This is a genomic window from Microbulbifer sp. SH-1, from assembly GCF_011326135.1.
In the GTDB taxonomy this organism is placed as follows: Bacteria; Pseudomonadota; Gammaproteobacteria; order Pseudomonadales; family Cellvibrionaceae; genus Microbulbifer; species Microbulbifer harenosus.
The window spans coordinates 195,081-207,637 of record NZ_CP046948.1; the positions used below are offsets into that span (position 1 = coordinate 195,081).

The window sequence follows — 12,557 nt, forward strand, 5'->3', positions numbered from 1 at the left end:
TGCTATTTGAGAACGCCATGTAGGATCAGGCGAATTACATCCTCGATTGCTTCTTCCCGTTGCGCTTTTGTCAGGCGCTTGTTGTCGTTCAGAATCCGGATCTGGTAGTCGTAGTCGGCGTAGTATTGCGTCGTTGCCCAGATCATATTCAAAAGGCTCTGCGGACTGACCGCCTGGATTCTGCCTTCGTCGATCCAGGACTGTATCCGCTGAAGCACGGTGACATCGCAGGAAATCAGCGCCTTGCGGATCTCTTTGCCCATTACCGGGCCGCCCTGAATAACCTCGAGCGCCCACATCCGGGAGCCCTTGGGGCGAGAAAAGGAGTGCTCCATTTTTGCTCGAATATAAGAGCGTAGCACTTCCTCCGGGTCTGATGAGTGATTGAATATCTCTGCATCCTTCTCCCAGCCTTCGAGAACATCCCGCAGTACCACGGTATAGAGATCGGCCTTGGTCTTGAAGTAATAGTGCACATTTGCCTTGGGCAGACCGGCCTTGTCGGCGATTTCCTGAGTGGATGTTCCGTTAAAACCTTTTTCCGAAAAGAGCACTTCTGCCGCGGCGATAATCTGGCGGGTGTTGGCTTCGCGAATATCTGATTTTCTTGCAGTGCCGGGCTTTTTTCTGTCGGGCATAAATGTCTGGCCATACTGGGAAATGATAGCGGGCCATTCTCTCACAAGCGCCCGCAAGCGGCTATTTGGTGGTGCCGAACAGGCGATCCCCCGCGTCGCCAATGCCAGGCAGGATATACCCTTTGCTGTTGAGCTCCCGGTCCAGGGCCGCCGCGTAAACGGTGACGTCCGGATGTCTTTCCGCGAGTACGGTCAGCCCTTCGGGAGACGCCAGCAGGCAGATAAAACGGATGTTCTTCGCTCCGTGGCGCTTGATTTTGTCGATGGCGGCGCAGGCGGAGTGGCCAGTGGCCAGCATTGGATCTACTACCAGGCAGAGTCGGCTGGATAATTGCTTGGGCGCCTTGAAAAAATATTCCACCGCTTCCAGTGTCTCGCTGTCCCGGTAGAGGCCGATATGACCGATGCGCGCGGAGGGCACCAGTTCCAACAGTCCGGACAACAGTCCGTCGCCGGCGCGCAGGATGGAAAAAAAGCACAGCTTCTTGCCCGAAAGCGTGGGCGCTTCCATTTCTTCCAGCGGCGTCTCGATGTTTTTGCTGCTGAGCGGCAGGTCTCTTGTTGCCTCATAACCCATCAGCAGGCTGATTTCTTTCAGCAGAAGGCGGAATTTTCCGGATGTCGTCTCGCGATCCCGCATGATAGTCAGTTTGTGCTGAATAAGCGGGTGGTCGATCAGTACGAAATTATTGTTCATTTGTGTATGCCCCTTGTTATTCCAGTTTATCTCGGGCCGGCAGCCAGGCGGGTCGCCGGAGCGTCAAACGGTGATTATCCGGGCCGGGTAGTATTCGGGCGCCACCCCCGGTGCAATAGAGGATAGCAGGGTGGTCACCATCGCCCGCTGACTGATTGCCGCGGCGGACTCTACCAGTACACAACGTGCAAGCTTGCGGGAAATATCCTGTGCGGCGCCGGGGCCGCATGCCATGCGGAAATTGGACAGCGCGGCATGTAACGGCGACAGGCCGGGATTGTGCGCGGCATTTTCCGCATAGCTGCCGGAAAATATTGAGCCATCTTTGAACTGCAAGGCACAACCGGAATGGTTGCCGGTATAGGGCGCATAGGAAAAACACGCCGCGTCCAGTGCCCTTAGAATCAGGTGGTCGCGGTTATCTCTTTGCAGCCTCAGCGGTTGAGGCGTGCTGGTCGCCGCCATCATATTGCCCTTCTGGCCGAGATCCATGGGGCCGAATGCGCCGGGAAGCAGTTCGGAAATATCCAGTTCGCAGTGATTGTTTCGGGCGCCGCCGGGAAAGAGAATGCTCAGGGTGCCGCAACCGTGCAGTTCGTAAAGAAACTGCCGGCAGTGACCGCAGGGCGGAGCGGATACTGCCAGGCTGGTCAGGCCGGGTTCGCGATTCGTCCAGGCGTTGGCTACCGCGGCCTGCTCCGCGTGGAGGCTGTAGCACAGCGCCTGCTGTGGAAATTCCATGTTGGCCCCCAGATAGAGCGCGGAAAATCCATTGCCGTTGCGCCGCTGGCCCCGGGCAACGGCACCGACACGGAAACTGGAGACCGGCGCCACCCCAAAAGCCGCCGCCAATGGCACCAGCTTCAGCATCAGGGTTTCGCTGTCTATGTCCAGATCCTCGCAGATACGGAATACCTGATCCGCGCGCATGACTCCGCTGCCGGCTACCTGTCGCAATTCCATGTGAAGCCGCGGGGGGAACTCGTTTAGTGCTGCCCCGATACTCGGGCAGTTATCTTGCCAGTTGGTTTGCATGTCGCTGTCGGAATTACAGGGAGGTAAAAAATCCTGCGAGCGCTGCGCTCATCAGATTGGCGAGGGTGCCAGCCAGGACGGCTTTCAGCCCCAGCCGCGCGATTTCCGGCCGGCGCAAGGGCGCCAGGCTGCCGAGACCACCGAGCAATATGGCGATGGAGGAAAAGTTGGCAAAGCCGCACAAGGCAAAAGTCACTACAACCTGAGCGTGGGGAGACAGTGCCTCTTTGTGACTGACGAAATCCGCATAGGCGACGAATTCATTAAGTACCAGCTTTTGCCCGATCAGACTGCCGGAAGTGATGCTTTCCGACCAGGGAATCCCGAGGATATAGGCAATGGGTGAAAAAACGGCGCCGAGGATGCCCTGCAAAGTCACTTCGGGCAGACCGAACCAACTGAAAACACCTCCGATGGCACCGTTGATCAATGCGATCAGCGCGATAAAGGCGATCAACATGGCGCCGATATTGAGTGCCAGTTGCATGCCGCTCAGCGCACCGCTCGCTGCGGCATCAATGACATTGGCAGGGCGATCGCGCTCGTCAAAGACAATGTCCCGCGGCGTATCCTGCAGACTCTCCTCCTCCGGAATCATCAGCTTTGCCATCAGCAGACCGCCCGGTGCGGCCATGAAGCTGGCGGCGATCAGGTATTTCAGCTCGACGCCCATATTGGCGTAGCCCACCAGCAGCGAGCCCGCGATAGAAGCCATTCCTCCCACCATCACCGCAAACAACTCTGAGCGTGTCATTCCGGCAATATAGGGTCGGATAATCAGGGGAGCCTCGGTCTGACTGACAAATATATTGGCGGTGGCGGATAGGGATTCGGTATGCCCGGTGCCCAATACGCGGTAAAAGAAGGTGCCGATAACGCCCACAATCTTCTGCATGATGCCCAGGTAGTAGAGCACGGCTACAAGCGACGAGAAAAAAATCAGAACCGGGAGCACGTTAAAGGCAAAAATAAAACCGAGTTTCTGCTTGCCCAGATCACCGAACAGAAAACCGATGCCGGCGTCCGCGTAGTTGATGACATGCTGGACGCCCTCAGACAGCGATGCGAGGGCGGACTGCCCAGCGGGTATATAGAGTACAAGGGCGGCAAAACCGGCCTGTATGGCGAAGGCTCCACCGACGGTGCGTAGCTTGATGGCTTTTCGGTTTTCCGAAAACAGAACTGCGATCACCACCAGGGCAAACATGCCGATCACACTCATATACGTGCCTGCTGGAGCTGCCTGATGCCACTTTACTCTGGTTCCAGAGCGGGGAGCAGACAGCTCAGGTTATTGATTATTTTGACCTTGGTGTGGACGCTGAAATTAGCAAAAGCGGATTATCCGGTCAATTTTCCAGGTTTCGCAAGGGCTCTGCGATCACTCGCGGAACCTCGTACTGAAAATGCAAAAAGTGGACCAGTTGGTTAGGATTGAACTATGATGTTCGGGCCGAGAAAAAAGCTGCAGTAAAACTGTAACAAACAGGGATCGAACAACAGGGATCATACGAAGATGCTGGCCCAGGAAATCATTCACGCGAAACGCGAAGGTAGTGCCCTGTCTGCGCGGCAAATCGATTTTTTTGTCAAAGGCATGATGAATGAAAGCATTACCGAAGGCCAGGTGGCGGCATTGGCGATGGCGGTTTTCTTTCGCGGTCTTGAACGTCCCGAAGCGGTTGCGCTGACGCGGGCCCTGCAGCATTCCGGCACCACGCTGGACTGGTCGGCTCTGGACCTGCCAGGGCCGGTGGTCGACAAACATTCTTCCGGCGGTGTCGGGGATAAAGTCAGCCTGATGCTGGCGCCGATGCTCGCCGCTTGCGGTACTTTTGTGCCGATGATCTCCGGCCGCGGCCTCGGTCATACCGGGGGCACCCTGGATAAAATGGACAGTATTCCCGGTTATAACACCAGTCCGGACATACCCACGTTCCAGCGGGTGGTCCAGCGGGCCGGCTGTGCCATTGTCGGCCAGACAGCGGAACTGGCTCCCGCGGACAAACGTCTCTACGGTATCCGCGATGTAACCGCCACGGTGGAATCTGTACCCCTGATTACCGCGTCCATTCTTTCCAAAAAACTCTCCGCCGGCCTCGACAGTCTGGTAATGGATATCAAAACCGGCAGTGGTGCATTCGCGGACAACTTCCCCATGGCGATAGAACTGGCTACCAGTATCGTCGAGGTCGGTCGCGGGTTGGGGTTGCCGATTTCGGCACTGATTACCGATATGTCCCAGGTTCTCGGCCCAACCGCCGGTAATGCACTGGAAGTGCGCGAAGTAGTCGATTACCTGCGCGGCGATTTTCGCGATCCGCGTCTCCACCAGGTGGTCATTGCACTCGGCGCCGAGCTGCTGCAGTTGAGCGGTCGCGCTGACGGACTTGGGGACGGGTGTGAAATGATGGAGCGGACGTTGGAAAGCGGTGCCGCCTGCGAATACTTCGCTAAGATGGTGGTGGAGCTGGGAGGCCCGCCGGACTTGCTGGATCGCCCCGATAAACATCTGGCCTGCGCGCCAGTCGTAGCGCCCGTATTTTCTCAAGATGTTGGCAGCATTGTTGAAATTGATGTGCGCGCTATTGGCAATACCGTGGTCGAACTGGGTGGCGGTCGCCGTCGCGCCTGTGATCCGGTGGATCACCGGGTCGGCCTGAGCGACATTCGCGCCCTCGGCGACACCATTGATGCCGGCACACCGCTGGCGATGATCCACGCGGCCAGCGAAGCAGACGCGGAAAGAGCCCGGTTACGTCTGTGCCGCGCGTTCCGTTTGGGCGAGCGCACCGATGTGAAGCAACAGCCGGTGATCCTGGAGCGGCTCGCCGGGTGCGGAGTCTGTTGATATGTCCGCGATCGCACCGGCCCAGGCTGGCGAGGCACCGCGCGCGTTTATTCTGGTGATGGACTCCGTGGGCATCGGCGCAACGGCCGACGCCGACCAGTTTGGCGATGCCGGTGCCAACACCCTGGGACATATTATTGCCGGTTGCCGCCGCGGGCAGGGCGATCGGGAAGGTCTGCGCCAAGGCCCGTTGGCTATCCCCAATTTGTTGCGTCTTGGACTGGGGCATGCCCTGAAAGAGTGCGGCGGTGCCGCCGTCGCCGATATTGAATTGCCTCCCGCCGTCGCCGCGGCCTACGGCCATTGCGCAGAAGTCAGCGCCGGCAAGGACACGCCAAGCGGCCACTGGGAAATAGCCGGCCTGCCGGTAACCTTCGACTGGACCTGTTTCCCCGACACCGTACCCGCTTTCCCAACGACACTGACGGATGAGCTGATCCGCCGCAGTGGTATTCCCGGCATTCTCGGCAACTGCCACGCTTCTGGCACCGCGATTCTTCGGGAATTGGGTGAGGCGCATATTCAAAGCGGTAAGCCAATCGTGTACACCTCGGCGGATTCGGTCGTGCAGATCGCCGCCCATGAAATTCATTTCGGTCTTGATCGCCTGCTGTCGCTGTGTGAAACGGCGCGTGTGTTGGTGGACCCGCTGAATGTTGGCCGCGTCATTGCACGCCCCTTTGTCGGCGACAGTGCCGACGCGTTTGCGCGCACTGGCAATCGCCGCGATTACACCACACCGCCGCACGGGACCACGCTGCTGGATCAGTTGCAGTGCAGCGGCGGTCAAGTCGTGGCGGTGGGCAAAATCAGTGATATTTTCGCCGGAAGGGGAATCGGAAGAAGTATCAAGGCGCACGGCAACATGGCCCTGTTCGACGCCACCCTTGAAGCTGCGGACGAGCCGCCGGAGAAACCGACACTGGTGTTCACCAATTTTGTCGACTTCGACACCCTCTACGGCCACCGCCGCGACCTGCCGGGTTATGCTGCTGCCTTGGAGGAACTGGACCGCCGTTTGCCGGAACTGGAAGCGCGGTTGCGCCCCGGCGATATCGCGGTGATTACCGCCGACCACGGTTGCGATCCCACCTGGCCCGGCAGCGATCACACCCGCGAGCATGTCCCCGCACTCTTTTTTGGCCCTGGTATCAGTCCCGTCCGCCTTGGGCGGCGGCACAGCTTTGCGGACATTGGCCAGACCCTGGCAGAGTTTTTCCGGCTGCCACCTCTCAACAGCGGCTGCTCTTTTTACTCACGCTTGAATTCGAGCGGAAGGCAACACGGATGAGTCAGAAAATGGCATCCACTCCAGACCCACACTGTTTTGCCAACCCGGGTGTACCGTTCAATCCCGAGTGGCTGGCGGATATCCATATAAACCGAAGCGCTGTGGAGCGTCGCACAGCTTGCCTCGTCGCGCGCCGTTCACTGACAAATCAATGGCAGACGGCCTGGCTGTTGAAAGCAATCAGCTGCATCGATCTGACGACACTGTCTGGCCAGGATACACCCGGCCGCGTGCGCCGCCTCTGTACCCGGGCGCGAGCACCGCTACCGGAAGTCTTGCAGAAAGCATTGGCTGTTGAATCGCTACCGCTGACCACGGGCGCCGTCTGCGTTTACCACCAGATGGTGGAAACGGCAGTGCGTGCGCTGGAAGGTAGTACTATTCCGGTGGCTGCCGTTTCTTCCGGCTTTCCCGCCGGGCTCTCACCAATGGAAACCCGCATCGCGGAAGTCACTGCCTCCGTTGCCGCTGGCGCGAGGGAAATTGACATTGTCATTACGCGCGCTCATGTACTGAACGGCGATTGGGAATCCCTTTATCGGGAGGTGCGGGCCTTTCGCACTGCCTGTGCTACGGCACACATGAAAACCATCCTCTCCACGGGCGAGCTCGACAATCTTAACAATGTTGCCCGGGCTTCCATGGTGGCGATGATGGCGGGCAGTGACTTTATCAAGACCTCCACTGGCATGGAATCCACCAACGCGACGTTGCCGGTGAGTCTGGTGATGTTGCGCACAATTCGCGATTACCACATGCGAACTGGCTACCGGGTCGGCTTCAAACCCGCCGGTGGTATCACAACGGCGCGAGCGGCGCTTCACTACATGCTGCTGGTGAAAGAGGAATTGGGGGATGCATGGCTGACGCCGGCACGGTTCCGCTTTGGTGCCTCAAGCCTGCTGGGGGATATCGAGAGACAGCTGTCGCAGGGGAATGCGCTGTGCCCCTACGCTGGCGCGGAGGCGGGTTACTGATAACCCGACACATTATATTGCCGGTGTAACAGGCTGTTTTTCAGCAGCTTGTTAAAGGTCAAATCAGTGGAAGCCACAATATGCAGGTTGCGGAAATTTTTACCACCATGAGCTACGGTCCCTCCCCCGAGAGTACGGCGAATGTCGATACCTGGCTGGAGAATCGCCGGGATGGTTTTGGGCTGTTTATCAACGGCGCATGGTCTGCATCGGCGAAATCCCTGGACAGTGTTAATCCGATCAATGGTAAGCCATTGGCGAAGATTGCCTTTGCCGACGGCGCCGACGTGGATACTGCGGTAAAGGCGGCGCGCGCAGCACAACCGGCCTGGGAAAGCCTGGGTGGCCACGGTCGCGCCCGTTATCTCCACGCCCTTGCCCAGTTGCTGCGAAAACGCATGCGGGAATTTGCCGTGCTGGAATCTCTCGATAGCGGCAAGCCAATTGGCGAAAGCAGTAATGTCGATATTCCCCTTGCCATTCATCACATTCACCAGCATACAGGTTGGGCGCAATTGTGTGAGGCGGAGTTTCCCGAGCGTCGCGCGCGGGGTGTTGCGGGCCTGATTATTTCCTCGGCTTACCCGTTGCTGATGGCTGCGCAGACAATCGCTCCGGCGTTGGCCGCCGGCAACAGTATCGTGCTGAAACCTTCGGAGAAGAGTAGTCTTTCGGCGCTAATGTTTGCCGAACTGTGTGAGGAAATCGGTTTGCCGCCGGGAGTGGTCAATATTGTTACCGGTGACGGTTCTACCGGCGAGTACCTGACGGATCATCCCGACGTTGACCAGCTTACTGTTGCCGGCTCTGCGGCAGTGGGCCGGAAGATTCGATATCGCACCGCTGGTAGTGGTAAAACACTGGCCCTGGATCTGGCGGGGCAGTTGGCATTTATTATTTTCGACGATGCCGATCTGGACAGCGCGGTGGAAGCGCTTGTGGATGCCGTCTGCAGCAATCAGGGGCGGCCCGGTGCAGAGCGCGTGCAACTGCTGGTACAGGAAAGCGTAGAAACGCGACTTTTGGAAAAGCTTCGCACGCGGGTAGGAAAACTGCGTGTGGGGGACCCGCTGGATCACAACACCGACCTGGCTGACAGTGTGGATTCGGCCTGGTTTGAGCGCGTCGCCGGCACGGCCGACGATAGTATTCACGAGGAACTCTTCAGACCGCTACTCAGTGTGGTGAGCTTTCGTCTGCAGTCTGAGGCAATGGAGCAGGCCAATAGCGGCAGTTGTCACCAGACGGCCAGTGTGTGGTCGGAAAATATTGACCGCGCGGTAGATCTGGCCACGGGGCTCAAGGCTGCGACCGTGGGGATAAACTGCCACACGTTTTCTGTGTTCGGCGGAGAAGGCGTACGCGACCAGCTGGAAAAATACCTGCGCCCGCGGCGCGAATTTTCATCGGGCGACGCCGCCGCGGAGGAAATGCCCGCAGCCGGAGCAGCGGAAGGCGCATTCACAGAAGATTTACTTCCGATAGTCCGCGTTGGCGACTCCGGTCAGGCGGACATCCAGGGTGCGGTGAGCGCTGCAGCCAGAGCCGCAAGCGGGGTTCCCCGCAGCGGCATCCGTCGCGCGCAGGTGCTCTACCGATTGGCGGAGAATCTGAGTGAGCGGGCGGATGAGTTTTGTTGGCGTCTCGCGCGCGCCACCGGTGTAGCCGAACAGGCCGCAAAGCGTGAGGTCGACGCGAGTCTGGTGCGCCTTTTTACCTACGCTGCCTGGGCGGACAACTACGACGGCGCTGCCCGCCAGTCTGTTCAGCGCGGTATAGCGCTGGCGCTCAACCAGGCGATAGGAGTAATCGGTATTGGCTGCCCGGATCACCAGCCACTGCTGGCACCGATCTCGCTGGTGGCACCGGCACTGGCTATGGGCAATCGGGTGGTGTTGGTGCCATCCGAAGGCAATGCGCTGGCCGCGCCCGATTACCGTCGCCTGCTCGAACAGATACTGGCGCCTTCGTGTATTCCCGATGGCGTGGTCAACATCGTCACCGGTGCGCGCGACGAAATACTGCGGACGCTGGCCGCTCACAAGCAGGTGAATGGTATCTGGTATTTCGGTAGTGCGGTGGGCAGTCAACAGATCGAGCGGGCCGCCGCGGAGGCCCTCACTCACACCTGGGTAAACGGCGGTAAATTCCCCGACTGGTTTTCCCGCGATGAGGGTGAGGGCCGGCACTTTCTGCGCGAGGCCAGCCGGGTCAAGAATATCTGGATTCCCGGCGACGAATAACGTCGGCTCACTGTCCCCAGATGGACTCCACGTACTCCGGATGATCAATAAAGGGATTGCGGTTGCCCTGGAAGTAATATGCTGCGTTGTTGCGGTCGATTTCCCAGGCGCTAACCGGGTCGCTATTGTGCCAGTCGATCAGGAGTTGCACGGCCCAACTTTCGAACACCCGGTTGCTGGAGCCGTCCAGCATGGCGTCGCCGTAGCTGCTGTTATTTTCCCAGCCGGCGATGACATCCTGGTAGCGCGTGGCCATGTAAAAATAGGCTCTGGCCAGGTCCCCTTTGAATTCATCAATGGGTTCGAACACCGTACCGGTATAGCCCTGGCTTGACTGACCGCTACCGAGTTTGCTGCCGTTACTAGAAATGGCGCTGATGCTCGCCACCTCTCCAAAGGGATAACTGCTGCGCATGGCATTGACATAGCCATCGGTGGCAAAAATGTGGTGCACGTCGGTGTTCATCGGTGCTATGGCGCCGCCAAACCAGGCGCGCGGAAAACTGTGTTCGCGGTTGTAGCAGTCGCCCTCACCGCTGTAGTTGCCGCACTGGTCGTTGATTGGCGTGTAACTGTAGGAATCACTGCCGCTGGGACGCTCCGCGTAGATGTCCAGGATGGAACCATCGTTTTCGTAGTAATAATCCAGATCGTTGGCCGCGTAGAAATCCCACAATTCTCCATAGGCGCGGGCCGTGTGGCCCTGGATGATGTTGTGCAGTGCCGTCTTCAGGGTATAGCCGCTCAGGCCGCTGGCGGATTGGTAATAGCTGCCACCACCGCTGGAACCACCACTCCCGGAACCACCGCTGCTGGAACTGCTACTGCTGGAGCCCCCACCGCTGGAGCTGGTCGGCCCAAAGGCATCCACGTAAACCACTTCCGAACCATCGAATCCTGACTGGTCGTAAAAGCGCAGCCCTACCTCAATGGTGCCGCTGCTACTGGCGGTGTAGCTGTAACTGAGCTGTTGCCACTGGCCTGTCAGCGTGTGGTTGGAGTAATCCAGATAATTATCGACGTAGAGCCGCGCGGCGACATGTCCCTCGGTATGGCGGACCCACACGGAAAAATGGTAAGTCTGACCGGCACTGACAGCGACGGTCTGGCGCAGATCCGTTGATGCCTGTGTGCCGGTTGTCACCCTCACCGATGCAGCTGACGCGCCGCTGTAAACGGCGGAAGTGGTCTGGCTGACGTCGATGCCAGCATCGACCGTAGTCCAGCCGTCGGGACTGCCACTGGTCCAGTATTCAAAATCGCCGTTGGTTACATCCGCATTCGCCCACTGACTGAATGCCGCTAGAACTACAAACGCACCAAGATAATTTTTCATTCCTATTTTCCTCGGGGTGAGTATTAACAAGCTGTTAGGGCACCAGCGAATGGTTACAGAAGCTATTGTGAGGACGACTGGGACTCCCACCGGGTTGCGGCTCCAGCTGGCCGGTTGGTGCATTCAGCGAGGGAGACGCTGAGAATACCCGTGACAATAGCGCGCCTATGTGACAGCAACGGGTGCGTTTTTTTTCAAGGTGATGAATCCGGAAACGTTGTTTTCTGTACTGCCATTACTTCATCTGTTTCCAGCGCGGCAATCAGCGCCATCCGCTCCTCTTCGCTCATACCCGCGATATTGCCCAGCGGCATGTAGCGGTTGCGCAGGGTTGGCAGGATTCTGTCGCGCGCGGCCAGAACCTGCTGCGGGGTGTCCAGCCTGAGCCCCAGTGGGGCGGCGCTGAAGCCCGGCTCGGTGGGAACTGCGGAGTGGCAGCCCTGGCAGTGCGTTTCCACCAGCGACATAGGATTTCCCAAAGATTTCCGCGCAGTGGGCGATGCAGAATCTTGAGGTGTCGGGGCAATGTTTTTCTGCGTCTGCGCCAGACCCAATGCCAGCAGCAGGGTGCCGGCGGCAGCGATTACGGGGATGTGGAACTTTAACTGGCCGCGGTGGCGGAGGTTGAAAAAGTGGCGGACGTAGGCGCCGAGGGCGACACAGGCAATCAGCGCCAGCCAGTTGAAGCGGTGCCCGTAGAGAAACGGGTAGTGATTGCTGAGCATGCAAAACACCACGGGCAGGGTGAAGTAGTTGTTGTGCAGCGAGCGGCGCCTCGCGGCCAACATGGGTGCGGCAGCCGGCTCTTCGCCGGCATCGAGCGCGCGGAGAAATCGCTTCTGCGCGGGGATGATGCCGAAAAACACGTTGCCAGCCATGATGGTGGCAAGCAGCGCACCCAGCTGCAGGAAGGCGGCGCGGTCGCTGAACAGTCGGCTTGCGAGCCAGCAGGCGATGGCCACCATCAGCGCCAGCAGCCCGTTGAACAATTGCTGGCTGCGCGGGTGCAGGAAACGAAATAAAAGTTCGTAGCAGAGCAGACCGGCAGCGAGATACAACAGGCTGGCGATGACGGCGACCGTGGGCGTTGCCGGCCACTTACCCACCTGCCATAGGTACAGGTCTGCGCGTCCATAGTAAACCAGTGTCAGCAACAGGGCGCTGCTGATCCAGGTGGTGTAGGCCTCCCATTTGAACCAGTGTAGACGCTGCGGCATGACGGGCGGCGCCAGCCGGTATTTGCCCACCTGATAGATGCCGCCGCCGTGAACTGCCCAGAGCTCTCCCGCCAGGCCCCTGGCTTTCCCTTTGTCATCCGGCACTTCCAGGTGATTGTCCAGCCAGACAAAATAGAAGGACGCACCTATCCAGGCGATGGCGGCAATCGCGTGAAGCATTCGGATCAGCAGGTTGAACCAGTCGTAAAGCAGGCTTTCCATCGGTGATCTCCTGATATTGCTGATTGGCCATGTGGACGTTGACCGGAATG

Annotated in this window: 10 protein-coding genes; 4 read left to right on the forward strand and 6 right to left on the reverse strand. The window is 58.8% G+C overall.

The genetic code is table 11. From position 1 onward, the window contains the following. Positions 1-2 precede the first annotated feature (2 nt). The 4 genes from GNX18_RS00895 to GNX18_RS00910 all read right to left on the reverse strand — a co-directional run bounded on the left by GNX18_RS00895 (position 3) and on the right by GNX18_RS00910 (position 3,592). A complete protein-coding gene (locus GNX18_RS00895; protein WP_166214853.1) occupies positions 3-638 on the reverse strand; it encodes a TetR/AcrR family transcriptional regulator in 636 nt (211 codons plus the stop codon). Positions 639-699: 61 nt separating this feature from the next. Continuing rightward, positions 700-1,335 (reverse strand): uracil phosphoribosyltransferase, encoded by a 636-nt coding sequence (upp, locus tag GNX18_RS00900; protein ID WP_138235909.1) that lies wholly within the window; start codon positions 1,333-1,335, stop codon positions 700-702. Between the two features lie 63 nt (positions 1,336-1,398). Continuing rightward, positions 1,399-2,298, reverse strand: a complete 900-nt coding sequence (gene cdd / locus GNX18_RS00905) for a cytidine deaminase (protein ID WP_166214855.1) — start codon at positions 2,296-2,298, stop codon at positions 1,399-1,401. Between the two features lie 85 nt (positions 2,299-2,383). Beyond that, the gene (locus GNX18_RS00910) at positions 2,384-3,592 is read right to left on the reverse strand and encodes a NupC/NupG family nucleoside CNT transporter (protein ID WP_166214857.1); all 1,209 of its coding nucleotides are present in this window, start codon (positions 3,590-3,592) and stop codon (positions 2,384-2,386) included. A gap of 294 nt (positions 3,593-3,886) precedes the next feature. Between GNX18_RS00910 and deoA the strand changes: the two genes are divergently transcribed. The 4 genes from deoA (at position 3,887) to GNX18_RS00930 (ending at position 9,732) form a co-directional block, all read left to right on the forward strand. Next, positions 3,887-5,221 carry a thymidine phosphorylase gene (gene deoA / locus GNX18_RS00915; protein WP_166214859.1) on the forward strand — a complete coding sequence of 445 codons (1,335 nt, stop codon included), beginning with the start codon at positions 3,887-3,889 and terminating at the stop codon, positions 5,219-5,221. Position 5,222: 1 nt separating this feature from the next. Continuing rightward, positions 5,223-6,512 (forward strand): phosphopentomutase, encoded by a 1,290-nt coding sequence (locus tag GNX18_RS00920; RefSeq protein ID WP_166214861.1) that lies wholly within the window; start codon positions 5,223-5,225, stop codon positions 6,510-6,512. Further along, the gene (deoC, locus tag GNX18_RS00925; protein WP_166214863.1) at positions 6,509-7,489 is read left to right on the forward strand and encodes a deoxyribose-phosphate aldolase; all 981 of its coding nucleotides are present in this window, start codon (positions 6,509-6,511) and stop codon (positions 7,487-7,489) included. The genes GNX18_RS00920 and deoC overlap by 4 nt, the downstream gene beginning before the upstream one ends. Positions 7,490-7,569: 80 nt before the next feature. Next, the gene (locus GNX18_RS00930) at positions 7,570-9,732 is read left to right on the forward strand and encodes an aldehyde dehydrogenase family protein (protein WP_205828026.1); all 2,163 of its coding nucleotides are present in this window, start codon (positions 7,570-7,572) and stop codon (positions 9,730-9,732) included. 7 nt (positions 9,733-9,739) lie between these two features. On the opposite strand, the gene GNX18_RS00935 is transcribed toward GNX18_RS00930, so the two are convergent. Next, positions 9,740-11,068 (reverse strand): endonuclease, encoded by a 1,329-nt coding sequence (locus GNX18_RS00935; RefSeq protein ID WP_166214865.1) that lies wholly within the window; start codon positions 11,066-11,068, stop codon positions 9,740-9,742. Between the two features lie 194 nt (positions 11,069-11,262). Further along, on the reverse strand, positions 11,263-12,507 hold the full coding sequence (locus GNX18_RS00940; RefSeq protein ID WP_166214867.1) for a urate hydroxylase PuuD: 1,245 nt from the start codon (positions 12,505-12,507) through the stop codon (positions 11,263-11,265). Positions 12,508-12,557: the final 50 nt, after the last annotated feature.